Source organism: Nonomuraea sp. NPDC048901 (assembly GCF_040649695.1).
Classification (GTDB): Bacteria; Actinomycetota; Actinomycetes; order Streptosporangiales; family Streptosporangiaceae; genus Nonomuraea.
This window is the reverse complement of record NZ_JBEZFW010000001.1, coordinates 1-23,140: the sequence shown is the minus strand read 5'-3', so window position 1 is coordinate 23,140 and position 23,140 is coordinate 1. Positions and strand designations below refer to the sequence as shown.

The window sequence follows — 23,140 nt, the reverse complement described above, 5'->3', positions numbered from 1 at the left end:
GTCGTGCGGGTTCGCACGGCGCGCCGCCGTCTGGGTCGTCGGCCCTGTCACCAGGCCGCGTCACCAGGCCCTGTCACCGGAACAGGATGTCCCAGTGGTCCACCTCGTCGGCGAAGACCGTGCCCGAGGGTGATCGGTAGAGGGCGGCCCCGTCGCCCCGGGTACCGGACTTCTCGTGATTTTTGGTGATGTATCGGTCGATACATGGGTTGTGGGTGATGTCCAGCTTGTAGCCGTTTCCGTGGCTGTACGGGCCCGGGGCGTGGCCTGCTTCGGTGCCGCCGGTGACCATGACGGGGCAGCCGCTCTGGCGCTTGATGCCGATCACCCGCGAGATGGTCGAGGTGCGGATGTCCTCCAGGGACGTGCAGCGGTACACCTGCTTGTTCGTGCAGTGGCCCGACGAATGCGTACGCAGGCCCTCATCACGCAGCCAGTCGGCGGCCAGCGCGTGGGACATGCGCACGGTCGCGTACCTGGGTTTGACGCGGGCCAGGTCCACGTCGGCCTTCTGGGACCTGCCGGCCTTCTGGAGTTTGGCGGCGTTCCGTGTGGTGGCGTCGCCCGGCTTCCGCGGGGTGGCGGTGCCGGGTTTTCGCATGGTGTCGGCCTCGAGCTTCCGCATGGTCACGGCGGCCGGGTGAGGCACGGACGACAGAGGGCGCACCGCGGTAGTGGACACCTCGGCCGGTGAGACCGGCGCGTCGGCTCGCAGAGCGACTGGTACGGCGTCCTGTGACATCGTCGGCGGGTTGGCCACGTCCCGGTCGCGTACGGCCCTTTCCAGGCCGTTTACGGGCGTCTCTGGCCCGCTCGCGTCCCTCTCCGGGTCCCGCACGAGCGCATCCCCCTCCCCCATGAGCACATCCCGGCCCCGCACAAGCGCATCCCTGTCCCGTACGACCGCGTCCGGGCGACGTATGACCGCGTCCGAGCGATGTATGACCACGTCCGGACGACGTATGACCACGTCCGGACGACGTACGACCGCCGCCACCGTCTCCACGCCGCCGGTCGCCGTTCCCGGGTCCCGCAGGAGCGCGGCCGGGCCGCTCTCGTTCGCGAGCGGGCCGAAGGTGATCGGTTCTGGGACCGATGACTCCGGCGCGCCCGCGAACGTGTCAGGATCGCGCCCGATCGACTTCTGGCCGTGGGCGGAGGGGCCCCCGCGGTTCAAGGCGGACTCCCGGCCGAAGTCGGCCGGATCCACCGAAGGGTGCCAGCGGCGCGCCTCGATCGTCCCCCCGATGTGGTAGGACCGAGTGATCGGTGATGGTGTCTGCCGCGGCGCCCTGCCGGGTGCTTGGGAAGCGGCGGAAGCGGCCGACGCCAGCGCGATTATGGAGATCTCAATGTTGAGGAATACGACCGCTACCAGCCGTACTGTTCCACGTATCCACATGTCGATGCCTTTTCGCGGAATAGCCCTTCCGCCAGAAACATCAATCCCATCCTTCGCAGGAGCTAACCCCTATCTCACCGGGATTTTTGCCCTGTGGTGGCGATCACCGTGATCTTTCCTGACCTAACGCACGACTACCACGTAAAGTGACGAACGTGTCCGAAGCCCGAAACCGAGGACCGGAGAGCACCCGGGAAGTCATTGTCGAGACGGCTTTGCGGCTGTTCCGGGAACGCGGCTTCGATGCGACGACGATGCGGGCCATCGCGGCCGAGGCCGGTGTATCCGTCGGTAACGCCTACTACTACTTCGAAAGCAAGGAGGCGTTGATCCAGGCGTACTACGACCGCGCCCAGGCCGAGCACGAGGCGGCCTGCCGTGAGCTGCTGGCCACGGAGTCGTCGTTCGCCGCCCGGCTGAGCGGGGTGCTGCGCGAGTGGGTACGGGTCTCGGAGCCCTATCACGAGTTCGCGGTGAAGTTCTTCAAGCATGCCGCCGAGCCCACGAACCCGCTGAGCCCGTTCAGCGCCCAGTCCTCGCCGGCCCGTGAGGCGTCGATCGACATCTACCGGCAGGTGGTCGAGGGAGCGCGCGACCGCATGAACTCCGAGCTGCGCGAAGAGCTGCCGGAGCTGCTGTGGCTGCTGTCGATGGGCATGGTGCTGTTCTGGGTGCACGACACCTCGCCAGGTTGCGACCGTACGCATCGCCTGATCGACGTGACGGTCCCGCTGGTGGACCGGCTCGTCGGCCTGTCGCACCTGCCGGGGCTGCGGGGGATCACGAAGGACTTCATCGCGGCGGTCCACGAGCTGCGCGCCTGACCCGACAAAACGCCCGGCAAGGCGACGCCCGGCAAGGCGACGCCCGGCAAGACGGCTGAGTGCGGGGCGGGTCAGAGGGGTCAGGGCGGCGACTACATACCGGTCGGTTGGTATGGTCGGCCTACCTGGCATTGACGCCCGATCCCCCGCGAGGGGCAAGCTGGAGGCCGCGATGACTCAGAACTGGGGCATGACGATTCCGTTCACCGACCGTTCACTGGCGGACTCGCAGGAGCTGATCGCGGAACTGCCCGCCCTCGGCTACACCGACGCGTGGTCGGCCGAGGTCAACGGTGTCGACGGGTTCGTGCCGCTGGCCATGGCCGCGCAGTGGGCGCCGGGGATCCGGCTCGGCAGCGCGATCGTGCCGGTGTTCACGCGCGGTCCGGCGCTGCTCGCGATGCAGGCCGCCACGCTGGCCGACCTGGCGCCCGGCCGGTTCCTGCTCGGCATCGGCTCCTCCTCCCCGGCGATCGTGGAGCGCTGGAACGCGGTCGAGTTCGCCAAGCCGTACGCGCGGACCCGCGACACCCTGCGCTTCCTCAAAGAGGCGCTGACGGGGGAGAAGGTGTCGCAGCGGTACGAGACGTTCGAGATCAAGGGGTTCAAGCTGGACCGGGCGCCGAAGATCCCGCCGAAGGTCGTGCTGGCGGCGCTGCGGCCCCGGATGCTGCGTCTGGCCGCCGAGGAGGCGGACGGCGCGATCACCAACTGGCTCTCGCCCGAGGACGTACGGAAGGTGCGGGCCGAGATCGGTGACACCGAGCTCATCGCCCGCCTGTTCGTCTGCGTGAGCGAGGACACCGACAAGGTACGCGCGCTGGCCCGCTGGATGCTGGCCGCCTACCTCACCGTGCCGGCCTACGCCGCCTTCCACGACTGGCTCGGCCGGGGCGAGGTGCTGCGGCCGATGCACGAGGCGTGGGCGGCCGGCGACCGGCAGGCCGCGCTCAAGGCGATCCCGGACGAGGTGGTCGACGCGCTGGTCGTGCACGGCGACGCCGCGACCTGCCGGGCCAGGATCCAGGAGTACGTCGACAACGGCCTCGACACCCCTGTCCTCGCGCCCATTCCGGGTGGCGAGGTGACCATCACGCAGGCCGTCCGCGACCTGGCCCCCACGGCCTGACCGGGAGGAAGCGATGGCCGACGCACTGGGGCGTGACGCGACCGAGCAGGCCGGGAGGATGCGATGGACGACGTACTGAGGTCTGACGCGATCGAGCAGGCCGCGGCCGTCCGCGACGGGCGGGTGTCGCCGCGCGAGCTGGTCGAGGCGGCGATCGCCCGGATCGAGGCGTACGACGGCGAGCTGAACGCGGTGATCCACCGGCGGTTCGAGCGGGCGCTGGCCGAGCTCGACGCCATCCCCGCCGACGCGCCCTTCCGTGGTGTGCCGATCCTGTTGAAGGACCTGGGCTGGCCGCAGTCGGGTGAGCCGTACGGCGCGGGTTCACGGACGCTCGACGGCGTCGTGGTCAAGGAGGACGGATACGGTACGGCCCGGCTGCGGGCCGCTGGGTTCGTCGTGCTGGGCCGTACCAACACTCCCGAGTTCGGCAGCACGATCACCACCGAGCCCGTGGCGTACGGACCCACGCGCAACCCCTACGACCCGGCCTACTCCGCGGGTGGGTCGAGCGGCGGGTCGGCGGCCGCGGTCGCGGCCGGGATGGTGGCGCTGGCCACGGCCAGCGACGGCGGCGGCTCGATCCGCATCCCGGCGGCCCTGTGCGGGCTGGTGGGGCTCAAACCGACCCGGGGGCGCTCCAGCGCGGGACCGTCGGCCGGCGAGGGCTGGAGCGGCTTCTCGTGCCCGGGATTCGTCAGCAGGAGCGTGCGCGACACCGCGGCGGCGCTCGACCTCGTGTCAGGCTACGTGCCGGGCGATCCCTACGACGCCCCACGCCTGCCGCGACCGCTCGCCGAGGAGGTCGGCGCGGACCCGGGACGGCTGCGCGTCGGCTTCGTCGCCACGCACCCGAGAGACGACGTGCCGGCGGTCGCCGAGCTGACCGAGGCGGTCGAGGTGGCCGCCGCCCTGCTGGCGGCGCTCGGCCACGACGTGGCTCCCGGCTGCCCCGACGCGCTCGGCGACCCGGACTTCCCCGCTCACTTCGGCGCCATCGTGGCGAACAACCTGGCCGCGGAGATCGAGAACGTCGGCGTCTGGCGCGGCAAGCCGGTCGAGCTGGAGGAGCTGGAGCCGCGCAACGCCGCCATGGTCGGCGCCGGGCGCGGGCACAGCGCGGCCGCCCACATCCTGGCCACCCAGTGGATCGACGGGTTCCGCAGGCGGATGGCCGCGTGGTGGGCGTCGGGGTACGACCTGCTGCTGATGCCGTCTCTCGGCGTCGCGCCGTTCCCGCTCGGGTGGATCCCGCCGGACGACCTGAGCACCGCGTTCGGCAGGACCGCGCACGCCGTGTCCTACACCGCGCCGGTCAACGCGACAGGCCAGCCCTCGATCTCGCTGCCGCTGCACCGGAACGCGGCGGGCCTGCCCGTGGGCGTCCAGCTGGTGGCCGCGGCCGGGCGGGAGGACCTGCTGGTCAGGGTCGCGGCACAGATCGAGGCCGCCCGGCCGTTCGAGCACGCCGCACTGCGCTGACCATCAGAGGGCCGAGCCTCGGGAACTCGGTTCCGGCCGTGACGCGTTATGTCGTGAGAGGCCCGGGTATGAGGAGCGACATGATGGCGAAGGCAGGACGGGCTGCGGCGGCCTGGCGTACATACCGTGAAGTGAGCAAGCCCGGCACGCCGGGCTTGATGGCCAGGTTACGAGCGATCCCGCGCATGATCGGCGCCGTGATGCGCGGGGAGTACGACGGCATGGGCAAGAGCAAGCTGGCGCTGATGGGGTTCGGCGTGATCTACATGATCTCGCCGATCGACCTGGTGCCGGACTTTCTCGTGCTCATCGGTGTCGTGGACGACTTCGGGGTCTTCCTCTGGCTGATCGCCTCGTTGCTCGGCGAGAGCGGACGCTACGTGGACTGGGAGCGCGCGACCATCCAGGGAAGCGTCCAGGGCAAGCTCGACGACGGGCTTGGTCCCAAGCGACCGCGCCGCCGCTAGAACTCCTCCATCCGCAGCCAGGCTCGTGACGGCAGCGGGTGGCCGAACAACCGGGCGGCGTTGCCGTAGGCGACCCTGGCGATGTCGGCGGGCGGAAGCGTGCCGAGGTTCTGGGCCACCGCCTGCTGGGTGTCGGGCCAGGTCGAGTCGGAGTGCGGGTAGCCGCTCTCCTGCAGCACATGGTCGAGGCCGACCGCCAGGCGCACCCCCGACAGGGAGTGGTCGTCGAGGGTGCCGAAGTAGAAGTTGCGGCGCAGCACCTCGCTGGGCTTGAGGCCGCCGTCCCACTGCGCCTCGCCCGCGACGGGGTGATCCAGCGCGTAGTCGGCCCGCGCGGCCAGCATCGGCAGCCAGCCCACGCCGCCCTCCACGATGAGGATGCGCAGGTTGGGGTAGCGCAGCGGGAGCCCGGACCAGAGCCAGTCGGCGCAGGCGAACATCGCGCTGGTCGGCATCAGCGTGGTGATCGCCTCGATGGGCGTGTCGGGCGAGGGCACCGGCGACCAGCTGGAGCCACCGGTGTGCAGGCAGACGACGGTGCCGGTCTCCTCGCAGGCGGCGAAGAACGGATCCCAGTGGCCGCTGTGGATCGACGGCAGCCGCAGCCGGGTCGGGAACTCGGGGAAGACCACGGCCTTGAAGCCGCGCGCCGCGTTGGCCCTGATCTCCTTGGCGGCGAGGTCGGGGTCGGGCAGCCAGGGCAGCTGCAGGCCGATGATGCGCTCGGGGTAGGTGCCCGCCCAGACGTCGATGTGCCAGTCGTTCCACGCCTTGACCAGGGCGAGGCCGAGCTCCTGGTCGCGGGTCCTGGCGAACGGCATGCCCGACTGGCCGGCCAGCATGCCGGGGAAGCAGAGCGCCGCCCAGATGCCGGCCAGGTCCATGTCCTCGATGCGGGCCTCGATGTCGTGGCAGCCGGGGCGCATGTGCTCGAACCTGACCGGGTCGAGCGTCCACTGCTCGCGGGGCAGACCGGCGCCCACGTCGAGCCCGGCACACGGGTATGTGGCGCCGCCGTAGCGCCAGACTTGGTGACCGCCCTCCGTCTCCACGACCTTTGGCGCGACCTCGGCGTATTTCTCCGCGAGCCGGCCTTCGAAAAGGTCTGGCGGCTCGATCAGGTGATCGTCGGCGGAGATGATCACATAGTCGCGCCGCCTCGGATCCGGATCGGGGAGCAGCGGCGTAGTCACGCAGGTAACCGTACGACGGCCGCATAACGTCGAACAAGCTGCGACGTCTCCGTTGGGTATCCACTATGCCCGAGGACCCGGGATCGCTGGGAGGGGGATGTGGCGACCCCGGGCCATGAGGTCCGCTTTGTGAGGTTGCTGCTCTGCGAACCCCGGTGCCGCCTACCCACCGGAGATCGGTTCAGTCCGCGACAGAAGACTCTTCTGCAGCTCTTCGATGATCCCCGCGTCGACCTGCAAGACGTCCGTACAGTACTTCGCGACCGAGCCGTGCCGGGCGGTCAGATCGGCGAGGAACAACCGCATCGCCTCGGCCGGAGCCACCCCGAAACCGGGCCATCGGGTGGCGTTCGGATGCCGGCGCTGCCAGCTCGCGATGAAGCGCTCGGTGGCCAGGCCCGTTAACGCGTAATCGTCGATGATGTCCTCGTCCGCCACGCCGACGAGGCTCAGGATGAGCGCGGTGAGCAGCCCGGTGCGGTCCTTGCCCGCCGCGCAGTGCACGACCACGGGCGCGCTGCCGGACTGGGAGATCGTCTCGATGGCCGACCGGAGATTGTCGATCCCGTCCTCGGTCACCTCGAGGTAGCGGTCGGCGAGGTATCTCCCGACGCCCAGCCGGTCGTCGTAGGTGTTGATGTCCCAGCGGCGGCCCTCGATGGGCAGGTTGCGGTAGTCGAGCCCGTCGGAGTCGGGAACCCGCCCGGTCCGCTCCACCTCGAAGGGATGGCGCAGGTCGATGACGGTCCGCACCTTGAGGGCCTGGAACGTGATGAGATCGTCTCCCGCCAGCCAGCCGAGTGAGTCGGCACGATAGAGCCGTTGCCACCGGACGGTTTGCCCGTCCTTTGCGGCATATCCACCTACGTCACGAAAGTTGTAGATACTTGCGAACTCTATGTGGCGGATCACCCTATCCAGCTTAATTGCTGGGCGCCCCGACTTCCTGGGCCGGCGCGTTCGCCCCGGCCTTCCTGTCTGCCACCTCGCGCCGGATGAGCAGGATCCAGCCACCGATGGCCACGCCGATGAACAGCCACCACTGCACGCCGTAGGCGAGGTTGAGGCCGCCCCCGGCGCCCACGTCGGGCGCGGGCACCGGGGCGGGCGCGGCGGCCGCCGCCGGCTGCTGCTTGGTCAGCTCCACATAACCGCCCATGAGCTGGTACGGCAGCGCCTTGCCGATCTTCCCGGTGTCGATGAGCAACACCTGACCGGGTGGCAGACCGGCGCGCTCCTTGACTCCGGCCGTCGCCTCGGTCTCGCTGAGACGTAGCCTCCCGGTGACAGTTACCTGACCCGTCGGTGGCGGCGGCACCTCAGGAGGCGCGTCGGCGCTCGCCCCGGCCTTCACCCATCCGCGGTTGACGAGCACGGCCTGACCCGGACCGGTGACCAGCGGGGTCAGCACGTAGAAGCCCAGCTGTCCCTCCTGCGGCCGCCTGCGCACCACCAGCGCGTGGCTGGTGTCGTAGCTCCCCGAAGCCGTGACCGTCCTGAACCGGTCGGCCTCCCGCGCCCCTTTGCCCATCAGGGTCTCTACGGGCACGGGACCGGCCGCCAGGTTCGCGGTGACCTGCGTGCTGTTGGCCGACCGCTCCTCGAAGCGCCCGAACTGCCACCGGCCCAGGAACACGAAGGCCGGGATCACCAGCAGCACCACGATGTGGAGCGAGATCCAGCGGGGCGTGAGAAGGAACCGGTACACCCCTCAAGGGTAGGCACCGGGGCCGGTGCTCCTTCACCTGGCTCGGTCTGCCGGAGCGTGACCGAATCGCAATCTGGTCGAAACACTTACCGAACGGCGCTTCATCGCGTACGGTCGGGATTCGTCCGATCAGCTCCCCCTTCAGAGAGCGCCTCCAAAGCCATATGACCGTGCTTGCCGCGCCGTCCGAGGCGCCCGCGTTCGAGCTGCCCCGGTTCGGCCGTCTGGTGCGCCACGCCGTGCCCCGTGTGTTCGAGGGCATGATCCTGCCCGTCGCCGTCTTCTACGTCGGGATGATCCTCTCCGGGATCACCGGCGGGATCGTGGTGGCCGTGGCCTGGGTGTACGGGGGTGTGGTCTGGCGGCTGGCCAGGCGCAGGGCGGTGCCGGGGGCGGTGCTGCTGGCCGCGGGCACGGTCACCGTCAGGGCGGTGCTGGCGCTGCTGTCCGGCAGTGCGGTGATCTTCTTCCTGCAGCCGACCCTGGGCGTCTTCTGCGCGAGCGCCGGGTTCCTGGCGACCGCCCGGCTGCGCCGGCCGCTGGCGCAGCGGGTGGCGGAGGATCTGGTGCCGCTGCCGGAGCACGTGATCGAGCGGCCGGTGATGCGGCGCTTCTTCGCCAGGCAGTCGCTGGTGTGGGGATGCGCGCAGTTCGGCAACGCCTCGCTCAGCCTCTGGCTGCTGCTCAGCCAGACGATCCAGACGTACCTCATCGTGCGCACCGCGGCCGTCGCGGTGCTGCTGTCGGGGGCGGCGCTGCTGACGCTGATCGACTTCCGCTGGTGCCTGCGCGCCCTCCAGCGCGACACTGCCGCTGGGATTTAGGCGGACTTCAGCTCGGCGCCTGAGCCGGGGAGCGCCGTCACCTCGCGGGGGCCCGCGACCTCGTGACCCTCGGCGCAGCGGAAGTGCTGCTCGATGGGCGCCCCGCAGTCGCGGTGGGTCAGCAGCACGGGTGGCCCCTCGTTGCCGGCCAGGTATTTGTCGCCCCAGTGCATGAGCGCCACGAGCAGGGGATAGAGGTCGCGCCCTTTGTCGGTCAGGCGGTATTCGTCACGCTGGCGCTGGCCGGGCTCGCGATAGGGCTCCTTGCGCAGCAGGCCCTCGTCTACCAGCCGCGCCAGTCGCGCGCTGAGCACCTGCCGGGGCGCCCCGGTGATCGCCTGCATGTCGGCGAACCGCCGGACGCCGCGGAACGCCTCGCGCAGCACCAGGAAGGTCCACTTCTCCCCAACGATGTCCAAGGTGCGCTCGATGGAGCAGTTGTTCACCTGGAATGCCACGTTCATGCGCCATATCATACCTGAGTTCAATTGACAGACCCAGGAAAATCAGGGGAAGCTGAGTTCATGCTCGGAACTCAGATCCGGCCCGCCCGGCCCGACGACGCCGAACGGCTCCGGCGCTTCCTCGCCCGGCTGTCCCTGCACACGCAGACCCTGCGCTTCTTCACCGGCATCGGCACCCCGGCCGCCAGCATGGTGCGGGTGCTCATCGCGTTGGACGACCACAGAGACGCCCTGGTCGCCACCCTGGACGGCGAGATCATCGGCCACGCCATGAGCTACCGGGGCGGCGCGGCCGACGTCGAGATCGCCGTCGTGGTCGCCGACGAGTGGCAGGGCAAAGGGCTCGGGCCGTACTTGATCGACGTGCTGCTGTTCAGGGCCGCGGTGCGGGGCGCGAAGACGGTCGGCATGGACGTACTGGGGGAGAACAGGCGGGTGCTCCGGATGATCCGCAGGCTCTGGCCGGACGCTCAGATGAAGGTGACTTCCGGATCGGTCGAGGTGACCGCTACGATCCAACGGGCGGAGGTATTTGCGGAATAAGGTTCTGTTGCTCCACCATTGACAGTGTGAAGAGTGCCAAGAACGGACGCGACGGACGCACCCGCATCATTGACGGTGCCCTGCGCCGATTCAGCCAGGACGGGGTGTCGGCCACCACGCTGGCCAGCCTCCGTGAGGAGAGCGGCGTAAGCGTCGGCAGCTTCTACCACCACTTCGCCAGCAAGGAACACGTCTTCGGCGTCCTCTACGCGGAGATCCTCACCGCCTATCAGGCGGCCTTCCTCGCCGAGCTGGTCAGCCACGAGGAGGCCCGCGACGGCATCGAGGCCGTCGTGGCGCTGCACATGCGGTGGGCCGGTGAGCACCCGGAGCGCGCGAGACTCCTGGTCAGCGAGCGCCCGCCGCGCAAGAACGAGCCGGGTGGCGCCGAGGTGGCGGAGGCCAGGCGCGCCTTCTTCCGCCAGGTGTCCGACTGGTGGCGGCCGCACATGAAGAACGGCCGGCTCCAGGTCGTACACCCGACCATGTGTTACGTGCTGTGGCTCGGACCGGCGCAGGAGATGTGCCGTCTGTGGTTCGCCGGCGCCCACACGCCGACGGAGGAGGAGATCAAAGGGCTCGGTGAGGCCGCCTGGCAGAGCCTGCGGCAGCGCTAGAGAGCGGCCTGATCCGCGATGGCACGCGCCAGCAGGCCGCGTCGAGCGAGATGTCCAGGCGCAGATCGCCACGCTGCCTGCGCAGCCCTGGCACGCGCACCCGCGCGTGCACGTCGAACCGGCCCCGGCAGGGGTAGCCGAATCCCAGCTCTCCCGGCAGCACTCGCAGGTCGTCGCGGTTGCCGCAGCTGGGGCAGGTCCATGAGACCAGGTCCAGCCCGCGGTTGTAGTCGGAGCAGGCGCGGAAGTAGTCGTCGGGCCAGAAACGGGACTCGCAGGCCAGGCAAGGGATCTGCATTGATCCGCTCCTCTTCTAACACCGAGCGTGGGTCTTCATAGAGATATCGTGGCCCACTTGCAAAACGCTTGGACGTTTCGGTAACAGTATGATTACTGTGGGTATCGGATCATGCGCGGGATTCTGCGGTGAAAGGATGGTCTCGTGGAACGACTGCGCGAGCACCTCCTCGAGACCGGCTACTCGATCGACGGCGTCCGCGATCGGCTGGGCGTCATGGCGGCCTCGGCCCTGTCCCGTGAGGAGCTGGTCCCGGCGCTGCGCGCCACGGCCGGCGACGACCCGCTGGCCGCGCTGATCCGGCTCTGGTGGCTCGGCGCCGCCGTTCCGGCCGCGCGGTTCCCGGGCGAGGTTCTCGACGAGGCCCTCGCGTCGGGCCTGGTCGCCGCCGAGGGCGAGCACGTACGCGCCACCGTGCACCTCCAGCCCTGGGAGACCGGCGGCTACGTCGTCTCCGATCGCAAGGTACGGCCCGGCGACCCGGCGCTGCGCCCCGACCACGTCGTGGGCGCGGGCGGCGCCTCGGCCAACCTGGCCCAGCTCGTCACCCGCCGCCCGGTCCACCGGGCCCTCGACCTCGGCACGGGCTGCGGCGTACAGGTGCTGCACCTGGCGGACCGCGTCGACGAGATCGTGGCCACCGACCTCAACCCCCGCGCGCTGGAGCTGGCCCGGCTGAGCTGGCGGCTGTCCGGGATCGACTGGGTGGACGCCCGCGCCGGCTCCCTGTTCGAGCCGGTCGAGGGGGAGCTGTTCGACCTCGTCGTCTCCAACCCGCCGTTCGTCATCTCGCCCGGCGGCGAGCTGACCTATCGCGAGACGGGCGCCGACGGAGACGCGTTCTGCCGCGATCTCGTACGACAGACCCCCCGCTTCCTCAATCCGGGCGGCCAGGCCCATTTCCTGGCCAATTGGCTGCACGTGGCGGACGAGGACTGGCGCGACCGGGTCGGCGGCTGGCTCGGCGAGACCGGCTGCGACGCCTGGGTGGTCCAGCGGGACGTGCAGGACCCGGCCGAATATGTGGAGCTGTGGCTGCGGGACGCCGCCGTACAGGGCACCCCCGGCTACACCGAGCACTACGACCGCTGGCTGGCCTGGTTCGACGAGCACAAGGTGCGGGGCATCGGCTTCGGCTGGATCACCATGCGCAACGCGGGCACGCTCGACCCGGTGGTCCGCGTGGAGCAGCTCACCCACCAGGTCACGCTGCCCGTCGGCGACTACGTCGACGGCGTGCTCGACTCGATCGCGACCGCCCACCGGGTGCAGTTCCTCGACTCGGCCCACCTGCGGACCGTGGCGGGCCTGCTGGACGAGCGCATCGGCCTGCCGGGCGCGGAAGACCCCATACGCATCGTGCTGCGCCAGACGGACGGCCTACGCCGCAGCAGGGAGGTCGGCACCGTCGAGGCGGCCCTGGCGGGCGTCTGCGACGGCGACCTCGCCCTCGGCCCGCTGCTCAACGTCATCGCCGAGCTGGTCGGCGATGGGGAGATCCTGCACCCCGACGCCATCCGGCCGCTCATCGCCGAGGGTTATTTCCTGCTTTGATCGGCCGTTGATCGGATGTTGACCCCTCGGGTGGAGGCTTCTCACCAAGACACGAGCCCGGGGGGTTCGAGGCTCGTGTCGGGTCCGGCCGGTCGTCGATGTGAGGCGGCTAGCCGTTACGCGGAGCATCCGGATAACCGGGCCCCCTAGCGACGCGTGACGGTCAGATGGCCGGCCGGGCTAGCAATCCGCGCCACAGGCACGCATCACGGGGGATCCGTGACTCCCAAAGGGACAGCCTTGATCAACCATGTGTGGATGACACGTCTGGACGACGAGCTGTACTCAGGGCTCGACGGGACCGGCGACCGTATCGACGACAGGAGTGACGACCGGCTCGATGTTGGAACCAACGATCGTGGCCTTGTCGAGACGGACCTTGAGGTCGTCCGCCTCGGGAGCGCCGAGCAGCGAGAAGATCTCGAAGGCCTGCCGTAGGCAGTCGTGACTCCTCGTGGCACTGCCCAGACCTTCGAGCGCCTCGCCGAGCACCATCAGCGAGAGCGCCTCGCCATAGGGATGGCCGATCTCTCTCGACACCACCAGCGCCTCCTCCGCGTGCCGTACGGCATCGGGGTAGCGCTTGGCGGCGATGAACGTCTCGGCGAGCCGGGAGCAGACCCGCTGCTCCCACACGCGCTGCTTGCTGGCCCGGAAGAAGGCCAGGCACTCGGCGTGGTGGTGGACGGCCTCGGTGATGCGGCCGACCCGCGACAGGACGATGCCCAGGTGGTAGCGGGCGCGGGCGGTGCCGGCGCCGCTGCCGATCTCGGTGAAGATGGCCAGGCCCTTCTCCGCCGCGGCGATCGCGTCCTCGGGGCGGCCGAGGCCGAGATGGTCGCGGGCCGAGTAGCTGAGCACGAGGGCCTCGCCGGCCGGTACGCCGTTCTCGCGATACCAGCGCATGGCCGACTCGAACCAGGTCAGCGCCTCGGCATGGCGGCGTTGCCGGCCCACGACGACGGCCAGCGCGTTCATCACCTCGCCGGTGACGACCTTCTCCGCGCGCGCGACCGAGAGCTCGTGCACGATCCTGAACTGCTCCTCGGCCTGCGTGAGCTTGTTGCTCGCGAACAGCACCCGGCCGAGCACGTAGCGGGCTCGCAGCTCGCTCCCGGCGTCGCCGATGCGCGTGGCGGTGCCCAGCACGGCCCGCGTGCCCTGGTCGAACTCACGGGTGTGGGTGCCCGACTCCAGCAGCGGCTCCATGGCCACCAGCAGGTCACCGGCGGGCAGCAGCGGCTCGGGGGCGCGGGCGGTGGCGGCGGCCTGGTTGATCGCGGCGAACAGCGAGTCGCCCTCGGCGACCAGCCAGGCGACGGCCTCGTTGACGCTGTTGAAGGAGAGCCCGCTGCCGTCCACCTGGAGGTTGTCGGCGATCATGCTGCCCTCATAGGCCAGCCGGTGCGCCGACTGGGCGGAGGCCAGGTAGAACCCGAGCAGCCGCCGCAGCGCCATCGTGCGGGCCTGCGGCCGTTCGGACTTCTCCAGCGTCCGCCGGGCGAACAGCTTGAGCAGGTCGTGGAAGCGGTAACGGCCCGGCGCGGGCGCCTCCAGCAGGCTGGCGTCGACCAGCGACTCCAGCAGGTCCTCGCTGGCGAACGCGCTCATCGACAGTACGGCGGCCGCCGCTCCGACCGAGAAGTCGGGCCCGTTGGGCAGCGACAGCAGCCGGAACGCGCGGGCCTGGGCGGTGTCCAGCTGCCCGTAGCCCAGCGCGAACGTCGCCTCGACCGCCAGGTTGCCCACCCGCATCTCGTCCAGGCGGCGCTGCTCGTCGGTCAGCCTGGGCACCAGGGAGGCGACCGTCCACGAGGGACGCGCGGCCAGCCGGGCCGCCACGATCCGTACGGCCAGCGGCAGGAACCCGCATGCGGCGACCACGTCCATGGCGGCGCCGTGCTCGGCCGCCACCCGCTCGGTCCCGGCCACCGAGGCGAACAGCGTCAGGGCCTCGTCCGGGTCCATCACGTCCAGGTCGAACAGCCGGGCCGAAGGCAGATCGGCCAGCTTGTGGCGGCTGGTGACGATGGCCGCGCAGCCCGACGAACCGGGCAGCAACGGGACGACCTGCTCGGCATTGTGGGCGTTGTCGAGCAGTACGAGGATGCGCCGTTCGGCCAGCAGCGACCGGTAGAGCGCGGACCGCTCGGCCAGCCGCTCCGGGATGACGTCGGAGGGCACGCCCAGCGCGCGCAGGAACGCGCCCAGCGCCGACTCGGGCCCGGTCGCCTCGTCGGTGTAGCCGCGCAGGTCGGCGTACAGCTGACCGTCGGGGAACAGGTCGTCGGCCGCGTGCGCCACGTGCACGGCCAGGGTGGTCTTGCCCACCCCGCCGATCCCGCAGATCGCGGCCACCGGCACGCCCTCGGCCGGCTTCGACGACAGCAGCGTGCGCAGCCGCCCGGCGATGTCCATGCGCCCGGTGAAGTCGCTCACGGCGGCGGGCAGTTGGGCGGGGCGGGGCAGTTCGAGCGTCGGCGCCCGTTCCTCCGGCGCTTCCTCCTCGGCCACCTCGGTCACGGCCAGCGTGGGGTCGGCGCTCAGGATGCGCTGGTGCAGCGCGGTCAGCTCGGGGCCGGGCTCGATGCCCAGCTCCTCGATCAGCGCATCGCGCGTCTCGGTGAAGACGGCCAGCGCGTCACCCTGCCGGCCGCACCGGTAGTAGGCCAGCATCAGCTGGGCGCGCAGCCGCTCACGCAGCGGATGCTCGCCCGTCAGCGCGATCAGCTCGGACACGACCGCGGCGTGCTCACCCAGCTCCAGGTCCAGGTCCATGAGCGTCTCGACCACACTGATCCGGCGCTCGACCAGCCGGTCACGCTGATGCTCGGTGTACGGCCCGACGGCCCCGGCCAGCGGCTCGCCCTCGAACAGCGACAACGCGGCCCGCAGACCATCGGCGGCCTCCCGCGGCCTGCCGGCCCGGCGCGCGGCCTCGGCCTCATGGATGCCGCGCTCGAACCGGGTCAGGTCCAGCGAATCGTCGGGCAGCCGCAGCGCATACCCCCGGCCGACGGAGGTCAGCAGCTCGGGCCGCGAACGGGCCGCCCGGCCGGGCTCCAGGACCGTGCGCAACCTGGAGACGTACGTGCGCAGCGCACCGAGGGCTCGCGGCGGCGCGTCCTCGCCCCACACCGCGTCGATCATCTCGGTCGGGGTAACCGCACGGCCTTCCCGCAGGAGCAGCATGGCGAGAATGGAGCGCTGCAGCGGGGTGCCCAGGTCGAGTTCCTGGCCATCGCGCCACGCGCGGACGGGGCCGAGCACGGCGAACCTCAGCCCGCCTTCGCCGCTCTGACCAGTCATGTCGCCTGTCTCCAACGCAATGGAAAGATTTGTTACCAAATGATAGGTCCATCCTTGCGCAACAGATAGGCATCCGCCCATTCGTTAACCGAAGCGTTGATCGGCCTTTAATCGGGTGTTGAGCCACGCGGCGGATGCTGAGGGTCAACAGCGGCATGGCCCCGATAACGCGGGGGCGGCCATGACACTGGCATAAATAGGACAAGCAAGACACAGGCCCCGCCGTATGGCGGGGCCTTCACGGATGCTTCCTTATGCTGCCTCGGCCGCGAGGACAAGCCTCTGGGCCAGGCGTTCTCGAATCCCGGGCCATTCCGAGTTCAGGATCGAGTAGTACGCCGTATCTCGGACAGTGTCATCCGCGCCCCTGCATTCCGCCCGGCGTATCCCGTCGAAATGCGCGCCCAAGGCGGCTATCGCGGCCAGGGACCTGTTGTTGCGTACGTCTGACTTGAGCGTGATGCGGTGGACGTTCCACGTCTCGAAGGCGTGCGAGAGCATCAGGTACTTGCTCTCCCGGTTCGCACCCGTGCCCTGGGCGGAGGCGCCCAGCCAGGTGTAACCGATGTCGGCCACGGACGGGACCTCGCCCACCGCGCCCCGCGTACCCGGCGGCCAGGGCATGGGGCCCTGCCAGTACTCCAGGTGCATGAGACGGGTGGCACCGACCACACGGTCGGTGTTCAGCCACCGGACGGCGAAGGGCAGCGTGCGGCCCTCCGCCTGCTCAGCCAGTGCGGCCTCCACATAGGAGACCATCTCGTCCCGGCCGGCCGGGACACGGGTGAAGGCATACGTGGAGCGGTCTTCACTCGCCGCGGCGACGAGGTCGTCGATCACCGCGAGGCTGAGAGGTTCCAGGCGCACGAGGCGCCCGGACAAGGTGACAAGAGCGGGCATGAGCACATGATGGAGGCTGCTCGGTATGGGAGAGAACAGCACTCGCCCACCATTCTTTGCAGCTTGTTGCAACCTGGGTATTCATGCAGGTCAACGGGCCGATTGCGGGGTCTCCGCACCGGCCCGTGGACAAAGTTTCGCCTAACTGTGACATGGCGTCGGCACGAGCGCCGGGTGCCGTTCACGCACCGGGCTCAGCCGCGCCAGCGAGAGCTCTGTCAAGCCCATCGACAGCTGGTCCAGATTGGCCGCGATCCACGGCAGCTGGAGCGGATCGGGGCTGGTCAGCGCGGCCAGCCGCTCCTCCGTGGTGTCCCCGTAGAGCAGGCTCACCGCGACACGTACCCGCGCGGCGGTGGGATCGTCGCCGAACGCGTGGCCGGGCAGCACACCGATGCCGTGCTCCTCGAGCAGCAGCCGGGTGATCTCCGCCGAGCCGCCGAGCCGCAGGTGGCTCAGGTCCGGGTAGAGGTAGAACCCCCCCTGGGGAGTGGGCACCGACGCGCCGATCTCCGTGAACCTGTCGCGTACCGCGCGGGCGAGAGTCCCGTGCAGCCGCTGGCTGCGCAGGATGCGCTCGACCAGCTCGGGCGGGTCGGTGAAGGCGTAGGCGGCGGCTTCCTGCACGGGAGCGGCCGGGGCGGACCAGATCTCGCTCGCCACCGCGAGCAGTCTGGCGCGCAGGTCGTACGCCTCGTCGGGCAGCCTGGCCACGCCGATCCGCCAGCCGCCCAGCGCCAGGCTCTTGCTGAGCCCGGTGGTGACGACCGTGCGCTCGGGCGCCAGGTCCGCGGGCGAGGTGAACGGAAGCAGGGGGTCGTGCAGCAGGTCCCGGTAGATCTCGTCCGAGATGATGTACAGGTCGAGCTCGCGGGCGACCTCCACCAGGCGTTGGATGGTCTGCGGCGGCGCGAGGCGTCCGGTGGGGTTGTCGGGCAGCGTCACGAGCACCGAGCGGACGGTCCGGCCCTGGGCGCGAGCGTGCAGCACGGCCGAGGTCACCCGCTCCGGATCCGGTACGCCGCCCTGTCCCTGCGGGGGTGCGACCATGATCGGACGGGCGCCGACGAGGTCGGCCTGCGCCGCGTAGCTGACCCAGCTGGGCATGGGCAGGACGATGTCGCCGCCGATGGCCAGCAGCACGCCGTACAGCAGTGACTTGCTGCCGGGGCCGCAGACGACCAGTTCGGGGTCGGTGGGGAGCCCCCGTCGTGTCCAGTAGCCCGCCGCCGCGTCCCGTAGGTCGGCCGCCCCCGCGACCGGCCCGTAGCCGTTGCGCTCGGATGCGGCGACCAGCTTGTCGCGCAGCGCCGGGTGGACGGGCAGGCCGGCCTCACCGAACGCGAGGTGCAGCACCCGTTCCCCGGCGCGCCGTCTTCGCTCGATGTCTTCGTTGGTCGCCAGAGTGGCGGAGAGGGTAACCGTCATGTTTGTCACGTTCCCAGCGTGGTTGGATGAAGGCATCACCACAAGCGAGGCTTTTTGTGGGTGGGCGGAAGGAAGTCCGATGCTCGAATTGCGGCGCTTGGTGCTGATCTGCGAATTTGCCCGTCGGGGCAGCATCTCGGCGACCGCCGAGTCGTTGGGGTACAGTCCCTCCGCCGTGTCCCAGCAGCTGGCGGCCCTCGAACGTGAGACCGGAACCGCGCTGATCGACCGGACCGCGCGCAGCGCCGAGCTGACCGACGCGGGCCGCCGCCTGGTGATCCACGGCGAACGCATTCTGTCCATGGTCGAAGAGGCCGAATCCGACCTTTCGGCCCACGCGGGCACGCCGTCCGGCCGAGTGGTGGTGACCGCCTTCCCCACGGCGGCGGTCGCGTTCGCGCCCGCGCTGGCCCGCTCGCTGCGCCGCTACACCGAGCTGACGCTCAGGCTCGGCCAGAGCCGGTCGGGGCGGGGCATGCGGGAGGTGCAGGCGGGCGAGGTGGACATCGCGCTCGTCGACGACTGGTACGGCCGGGTCGGCGACAGCGACAGCCTCCGGACGTTCCCGCTGCTGAACGACCCGCTGGTGCTGGTGGTGCCGCGCAAGCACCGGCTGGCCGACCCCGAGGTGCCCCTGGACCTGCGCGAGCTGCGTGACGAGCCGTGGATGGCCACGCCGGACGGGGAGCCGTCGCGCCTCGCCGTCGACCGGCTCTTCGTGGACGTGGGCGGTACCCGGCCGACGCCGTGGGAGTTCGAAGGGCTGGGCACGATCCTGTCGCTGGTCGCCAAGGGCATCGGGATCGCCGCCGTGCCCGCGCTCGCGCTGGCCGCCGGCGTGCGCGGCATCGCCGTACGCCAGTTCCCCGGCAATCCGGTGGGCCGCGAGGTACGGGCCGTCGCGCGCGGCTCCAGCGTCCACCGGCCGTCGGTGTCGGTGACGCTGCGGGCCATCCACGTCGCCGCGCGCTATCTCGCCGCCGATCTGGATCCGGTATCGCTCGCGGAGCGATAACGTCTGGTGCCCATGGCGCCCACCTATGACATTGAGCACCTGCTGCTCTCCCAGCGCAGCACGACCACGGTCGCGGGCCTCGACGAGGTGGGCCGGGGCGCGTGGGCCGGTCCCGTGACGGTGTGCGCCGTCATCACCGACTTGTCGGACCCGCCCGCCGGGCTGACGGACTCCAAGCAGCTGTCCGCCGCCAAGCGCGGAACCGTGGCCGCTTCTCTGGAGTCCTGGGCTGTGGGCATCGGCTTCGGTGACGCCTCCCACGCCGAGGTCGACGAGCTCGGCATGACGGAGGCCCTGCGCCGCGCCGCCCGCCGCGCCCTGGCCGCCCTCCCCGTGCGGCCCGACGCGCTGATCCTCGACGGCTCGCACGACTACATCGGGGCTCCGTGGCCGGTACGCCTGGAGGTCAAGGGCGACTCGGCCAGCATCTCGGTGGCGGCGGCCTCGGTTCTGGCCAAGGTGCGGCGTGACGCGTACATGGGGACGATCGGGTGCGAGGAGTACGGGTTCGCGGACAACGCCGGTTATCCGTCACCGGTGCACCAGGAGGCGCTGGCCCGGCTGGGGCCTACAGAGCATCATCGGCTGTCGTGGTCGTACCTGGACGATCTGCCCCGCTGGCGCCACCTCAAGAGGCACCGGGACCCGGCGGTGGGTGAGGGGCAGGCGAGCCTCTTCGGTTAGTAGCGTGCAGCGGGTGGGAATCACAGACGGTCCGGCGAGTCGGTCGCCCCCGCGCATCGACTCGCGAAACCAGTGACCCTCGCGTGACAGGTGACTCCCTACTCGGCTTACTCGGCTTACTCGGCGGTGGGAGGCGACGGCTCCGCGTCCGTCCAGCCCGCGGCCAGCACCACCTCAGCCTTGGACCCCATACCCGAGGCGTGCGTGACCTCGTAGGACAGCACCATCGACGTGCTCGGATCGACGATCAGCCGGCCCCGGGTCGGCTTGTCGTGCTGGATCGGGAACGTGACCGCGACACCCGCCCTGCCCCGCGGATCCTTGGCGCCCTCCTCGACGGTGACCGTCGGCAAGTCGGCCAGCGCCCGATAGGCCGCCGCCCGTACGTCCGGCGAAACCGGCAACTCGTACAGCAGCGAAGCCAACGTGATCGGCAGACCGTCGTCGACGAAGCTCTTTTCGTCGACACCGGCCCTGATCGCCTGAAGCACCCGCTCCTTCAAAGCAGCGGGGGCGGCGGGCAGTGCCTTCACCTGCTCAAGGGTGAGGTCCTCACCGGCGAGCCGGAACCGTCCCCCCTCCTTTACGGGCGTGAGCCGGCTCTCGCCCTCCGATGTGGAGAAGCGACCGTCCTCGACCTTCCACTCGGTGGGAGCGCCGTCACGGCGCCAGGCTGCTTGGTCAAGCGGGCGCGCGGGCAGTTCCTTGAGGCCCGTCCAGGCCCGCCCGTCGTCCGAAACCCACTGCTCGACCAGCCGCGAACTCTCCAGTCGGTACGTGTTGCCGTTCTTGCCGTGCAGCTTGTCAGGACGGATCGTGTACAGCCGCTTGACGTGCCAGTACTCGCCGGTCGGAGCCGACTTGGCCTTGGTCGCGGCGGCCAGCAGGATCGAATGGCCGGAAAGCGCGGTTCGCGTGGGCTGCTCATCAGTGCGTAGGGCGGGGCCGACCACGATGGCGGCGGCCAGCGCGGCGGCGGCGGTGAGTCCCACCACGCCGGCCTTCCACGGCAGCCGACGTCTGGTACGTGCCCGCATCCTCGTTTCGACCCTGGCCTTGGCGAACGGGTCCGCGGGGAGATCGTCGTACAGGCTGCGAACCGAGGTCAGCTCCTGCGGGGTCAGTTCGTCCACGCTATGCCTCCATGGGGTTGGCGCCACCCAGAGCGGCGCGAAGCTTGGTCCTGGCACGGCTCAACCGAGATCCGACCGTGCCGTACGAGATGCCGAGCGCGACGGCGATCTCCTGGTGGGACAATCCGGCCAAAGCCATGAGCAGCAGCACGTCCCGCTCACCCTGTCCGAGTGAGGCGATGGCCGAGGCGAGAGCCGGTCGCAGGCTTTGGGCGCTGACCTGGTCCGTCACACGCTCCTCAGGTCCGGGAAAGTCGGCTCCGGGGCCGTGCCGCTGTCTGGCACGTAACGCTCTGACCTCGGATCGGCGTTGTTTGCCGACGAGATTGGTGGCGATGCCGTACAGCCAGGTCCGGACGCTGGCCCTGGTGGAGTCATAGCGCTCCCGTTTACGGAACGCCGCCAGGAATGTCTCCGCTACCACGTCCTCGGCTTGGGCCGGGCCGAGGCGTTGGGCGACATACCTGAAGATCTCCTCGAAGTAGGTGTCGAAGATGCCAGGGAAGTCGCCGAGCGACTCCTCCGGCGAACCTTCGACTCGTGCCGCTGTCATCTGGAGCCTTTCGTCAGCGGATGGCGGTCATGGGATATCACCCGCTGACGCGATTCACTTTCCATCCGGCTCCAGCCCGTACCCGAGCCCCACCACAGCCACAACGAACCCGGCTGCCCGGCCGGGGCCTGGAAGACCGATGGCAGCTACTCGTCGCCCTGAACAGTGTTCCGACCCCGAAGAATCAACCATCATCGATGGGATGAGAATCGGGATTTTTCTGATCGTGGCCCGATTTCCGGACCAGAAATCAGAGCAGGTGCTGGCGAACGCCCTCGACCTCATCGTGGCGGCCGAGGAGGCCGGGTTCGCCGATGCCTGGATCGCCGAGCACCATTTCATGTCCTACGGCGTCTGCCCCTCCGCCACCACCCTGGCGGCTGTGGCGATCGGCAGGACCAGCCGCATCGGCCTCGGCACCGCCGTGAGCGTCCTGTCCACCCAGCATCCGATCGCCCTGGCCGAACAGGCGGCCATGCTGCACCACCTGTCGGACGGCCGCTTCACGCTGGGCGTCGGGAGGGGCGGCCCGTGGGTGGACCTGGAGGTGTTCGGCACCGGGCTGGAGCGCTTCGAGCAGGGCTTCGAGGAGTCGCTGGACGTACTGCTCGCCGCGCTCTCCGGGGAGCGGGTGTCGGCGGCGGGGGAGTTCTTCAGCTTCCGTGAAGTGCCGCTGGTCCCGCCGGCCAGGCTGCGCCCGGTCCTGGCCTGCACCTCGCCGCCGACCGTGGCACTGGCCGCGAAGCGCGGCCTCCCGATGCTGCTCGGCATGCACATCGACGATCGGCAGAAGAGCGCGATGATCGCCATGTACGCCTCTCACGGGGGAACGCCTCAAGCCCACGTGGCAGCTGCCGTCGCCCACGTGGCGAACTCCACCGCCGAAGCCCGAAACGAGCTGAAGGAGTCCCTGCCGCGCTGGCTGACGCCCGGCCTGGCCGGCTATGTACCGGTGGACCACAGAGAACCACCATCACGGGATATTTCGGCATACGCAGACTTCCTGACCCGCGTCCACCCGGTCGGCTCACCGGCCCACTGCGTGGAGTCGATCCTGCGCACCTCGGAAGCCACCGGAATCCAGCACCTCATCCTCATGGTCGAGGGAATCGGCGACCATCAGCGCACTCTGGAGAACATCCGTCGCCTCGGGGAAGAGGTGCTACCTCAGGTCACCGGCTGAGGGCCGAAAGGAGGCGAATGATCGTCACTTTACGTGCTCGTGATGTAACAATGAGTGTCATGCCGTCCCCCCGACATGACACTCTCATCAAGCTGTTCGCCGATCGCCCTCAACTGGCGGTGGAGATCCTGCGTGACTTCCTGGGGGCGGACCTGCCCGCCACTCCGCTGATCCGGCGGGAGACGAGCACCTTCAACACCCGCCCTTCCGACGACATCGAGGCCGACCTGGTCCTCGTGCTGGGCCCACCACAAACGCCCGTCCACGCCATCATCGTGGAGATCCAGCAGGACAAGTCCAAGGATCCCCGGCAGCTCGCCCACTACGCCGCCGCCCTGTGGCTCATGCTGGGCTGTGACGTCTCGGTCCTGGTCATCTGCCCCGACCGCAAAGTCGCCGAGCACTACGCGCAGCCGATCGAGTCCGGGCT

At 69.9% G+C, this 23,140-nt stretch carries 22 protein-coding genes and 1 pseudogene; 12 read left to right on the top strand and 11 right to left on the bottom strand.

Features of this window, described 5'->3' with window-relative positions; genetic code table 11:
• Positions 1 to 73 precede the first annotated feature (73 nt).
• On the bottom strand, positions 74 to 1,177 hold the full coding sequence (locus tag AB0C30_RS00115) for a hypothetical protein (RefSeq protein ID WP_357937860.1): 1,104 nt from the start codon (positions 1,175 to 1,177) through the stop codon (positions 74 to 76).
• Positions 1,178 to 1,557: 380 nt separating this feature from the next.
• On the opposite strand from AB0C30_RS00115, the gene AB0C30_RS00110 reads away from it, so the two are divergent.
• The 4 genes from AB0C30_RS00110 to AB0C30_RS00095 all read left to right on the top strand — a co-directional run bounded on the left by AB0C30_RS00110 (position 1,558) and on the right by AB0C30_RS00095 (position 5,304).
• Positions 1,558 to 2,226, top strand: a complete 669-nt coding sequence (locus AB0C30_RS00110; RefSeq protein WP_357937857.1) for a TetR family transcriptional regulator — start codon at positions 1,558 to 1,560, stop codon at positions 2,224 to 2,226.
• A 172-nt stretch (positions 2,227 to 2,398) separates the two neighbouring features.
• The gene (locus AB0C30_RS00105) at positions 2,399 to 3,355 is read left to right on the top strand and encodes an LLM class F420-dependent oxidoreductase (protein ID WP_357937854.1); all 957 of its coding nucleotides are present in this window, start codon (positions 2,399 to 2,401) and stop codon (positions 3,353 to 3,355) included.
• Between the two features lie 63 nt (positions 3,356 to 3,418).
• Positions 3,419 to 4,837 carry an amidase gene (locus tag AB0C30_RS00100; protein WP_357937850.1) on the top strand — a complete coding sequence of 473 codons (1,419 nt, stop codon included), beginning with the start codon at positions 3,419 to 3,421 and terminating at the stop codon, positions 4,835 to 4,837.
• A gap of 80 nt (positions 4,838 to 4,917) precedes the next feature.
• Positions 4,918 to 5,304, top strand: a complete 387-nt coding sequence (locus tag AB0C30_RS00095; RefSeq protein ID WP_357937847.1) for a YkvA family protein — start codon at positions 4,918 to 4,920, stop codon at positions 5,302 to 5,304.
• Here AB0C30_RS00095 and AB0C30_RS00090 read toward each other — a convergent pair.
• The 3 genes from AB0C30_RS00090 to AB0C30_RS00080 all read right to left on the bottom strand — a co-directional run bounded on the left by AB0C30_RS00090 (position 5,301) and on the right by AB0C30_RS00080 (position 8,205).
• A complete protein-coding gene (locus tag AB0C30_RS00090) occupies positions 5,301 to 6,497 on the bottom strand; it encodes an amidohydrolase family protein (protein WP_357937844.1) in 1,197 nt (398 codons plus the stop codon). The genes AB0C30_RS00095 and AB0C30_RS00090 overlap by 4 nt on opposite strands.
• Positions 6,498 to 6,659: 162 nt before the next feature.
• The gene (locus AB0C30_RS00085) at positions 6,660 to 7,409 is read right to left on the bottom strand and encodes a tyrosine-protein phosphatase (RefSeq protein WP_357937841.1); all 750 of its coding nucleotides are present in this window, start codon (positions 7,407 to 7,409) and stop codon (positions 6,660 to 6,662) included.
• 10 nt (positions 7,410 to 7,419) lie between these two features.
• On the bottom strand, positions 7,420 to 8,205 hold the full coding sequence (locus AB0C30_RS00080) for an SURF1 family protein (protein ID WP_357937838.1): 786 nt from the start codon (positions 8,203 to 8,205) through the stop codon (positions 7,420 to 7,422).
• A gap of 164 nt (positions 8,206 to 8,369) precedes the next feature.
• Between AB0C30_RS00080 and AB0C30_RS00075 the strand changes: the two genes are divergently transcribed.
• The gene (locus AB0C30_RS00075) at positions 8,370 to 9,029 is read left to right on the top strand and encodes a VC0807 family protein (RefSeq protein WP_357937835.1); all 660 of its coding nucleotides are present in this window, start codon (positions 8,370 to 8,372) and stop codon (positions 9,027 to 9,029) included.
• Here AB0C30_RS00075 and AB0C30_RS00070 read toward each other — a convergent pair.
• On the bottom strand, positions 9,026 to 9,493 hold the full coding sequence (locus AB0C30_RS00070; RefSeq protein ID WP_357937832.1) for a helix-turn-helix domain-containing protein: 468 nt from the start codon (positions 9,491 to 9,493) through the stop codon (positions 9,026 to 9,028). The two genes, AB0C30_RS00075 and AB0C30_RS00070, sit on opposite strands and share 4 nt — an antisense overlap.
• A gap of 60 nt (positions 9,494 to 9,553) precedes the next feature.
• Between AB0C30_RS00070 and AB0C30_RS00065 the strand changes: the two genes are divergently transcribed.
• Together AB0C30_RS00065 and AB0C30_RS00060 are read left to right on the top strand one after the other, a co-directional pair.
• Positions 9,554 to 10,036 (top strand): GNAT family N-acetyltransferase, encoded by a 483-nt coding sequence (locus AB0C30_RS00065; protein ID WP_357937829.1) that lies wholly within the window; start codon positions 9,554 to 9,556, stop codon positions 10,034 to 10,036.
• Between the two features lie 26 nt (positions 10,037 to 10,062).
• Entirely contained in the window at positions 10,063 to 10,653 is a 591-nt protein-coding gene (locus AB0C30_RS00060; RefSeq protein WP_225302223.1) for a TetR/AcrR family transcriptional regulator, read from the top strand.
• Here AB0C30_RS00060 and AB0C30_RS00055 read toward each other — a convergent pair.
• Positions 10,607 to 10,951, bottom strand: coding sequence for a hypothetical protein (locus AB0C30_RS00055; protein WP_357937826.1), 345 nt, complete (start codon positions 10,949 to 10,951; stop codon positions 10,607 to 10,609). The genes AB0C30_RS00060 and AB0C30_RS00055 overlap by 47 nt on opposite strands.
• Positions 10,952 to 11,095: 144 nt before the next feature.
• Here AB0C30_RS00055 and AB0C30_RS00050 point away from each other — a divergent pair, with 144 nt between their 5' ends.
• Positions 11,096 to 12,505, top strand: a complete 1,410-nt coding sequence (locus AB0C30_RS00050; protein ID WP_357937823.1) for a methyltransferase — start codon at positions 11,096 to 11,098, stop codon at positions 12,503 to 12,505.
• A gap of 285 nt (positions 12,506 to 12,790) precedes the next feature.
• Here AB0C30_RS00050 and AB0C30_RS00045 read toward each other — a convergent pair whose 3' ends face one another.
• The 3 genes from AB0C30_RS00045 to AB0C30_RS00035 form a co-directional block, all read right to left on the bottom strand.
• On the bottom strand, positions 12,791 to 15,814 hold the full coding sequence (locus tag AB0C30_RS00045; protein ID WP_357937820.1) for a BTAD domain-containing putative transcriptional regulator: 3,024 nt from the start codon (positions 15,812 to 15,814) through the stop codon (positions 12,791 to 12,793).
• Positions 15,815 to 16,066: 252 nt separating this feature from the next.
• On the bottom strand, positions 16,067 to 16,714 hold the full coding sequence (locus tag AB0C30_RS00040; RefSeq protein WP_225302219.1) for a GNAT family protein: 648 nt from the start codon (positions 16,712 to 16,714) through the stop codon (positions 16,067 to 16,069).
• A 141-nt stretch (positions 16,715 to 16,855) separates the two neighbouring features.
• Positions 16,856 to 18,142, bottom strand: coding sequence for a pyridoxal phosphate-dependent aminotransferase (locus AB0C30_RS00035; RefSeq protein WP_357937817.1), 1,287 nt, complete (start codon positions 18,140 to 18,142; stop codon positions 16,856 to 16,858).
• A gap of 79 nt (positions 18,143 to 18,221) precedes the next feature.
• On the opposite strand from AB0C30_RS00035, the gene AB0C30_RS00030 reads away from it, so the two are divergent.
• Positions 18,222 to 19,157, top strand: coding sequence for a LysR family transcriptional regulator (locus AB0C30_RS00030; RefSeq protein WP_357937814.1), 936 nt, complete (start codon positions 18,222 to 18,224; stop codon positions 19,155 to 19,157).
• Positions 19,158 to 19,169: 12 nt separating this feature from the next.
• Entirely contained in the window at positions 19,170 to 19,841 is a 672-nt protein-coding gene (locus AB0C30_RS00025; RefSeq protein ID WP_357937811.1) for a ribonuclease HII, read from the top strand.
• 116 nt (positions 19,842 to 19,957) lie between these two features.
• Here the strand turns inward: AB0C30_RS00025 and AB0C30_RS00020 are convergent, their stop codons facing one another.
• Together AB0C30_RS00020 and AB0C30_RS00015 are read right to left on the bottom strand one after the other, a co-directional pair.
• Entirely contained in the window at positions 19,958 to 20,974 is a 1,017-nt protein-coding gene (locus AB0C30_RS00020) for a CU044_5270 family protein (protein WP_357937808.1), read from the bottom strand.
• Position 20,975: 1 nt separating this feature from the next.
• A complete protein-coding gene (locus AB0C30_RS00015) occupies positions 20,976 to 21,527 on the bottom strand; it encodes an RNA polymerase sigma factor (RefSeq protein WP_357937805.1) in 552 nt (183 codons plus the stop codon).
• Between the two features lie 202 nt (positions 21,528 to 21,729).
• Here AB0C30_RS00015 and AB0C30_RS00010 point away from each other — a divergent pair, with 202 nt between their 5' ends.
• Both AB0C30_RS00010 and AB0C30_RS00005 read left to right on the top strand, forming a co-directional pair.
• A complete protein-coding gene (locus tag AB0C30_RS00010; RefSeq protein WP_357937802.1) occupies positions 21,730 to 22,710 on the top strand; it encodes an LLM class flavin-dependent oxidoreductase in 981 nt (326 codons plus the stop codon).
• A gap of 59 nt (positions 22,711 to 22,769) precedes the next feature.
• Positions 22,770 to 23,140 (top strand): annotated as a pseudogene (locus AB0C30_RS00005) (hypothetical protein); the annotation flags it as partial.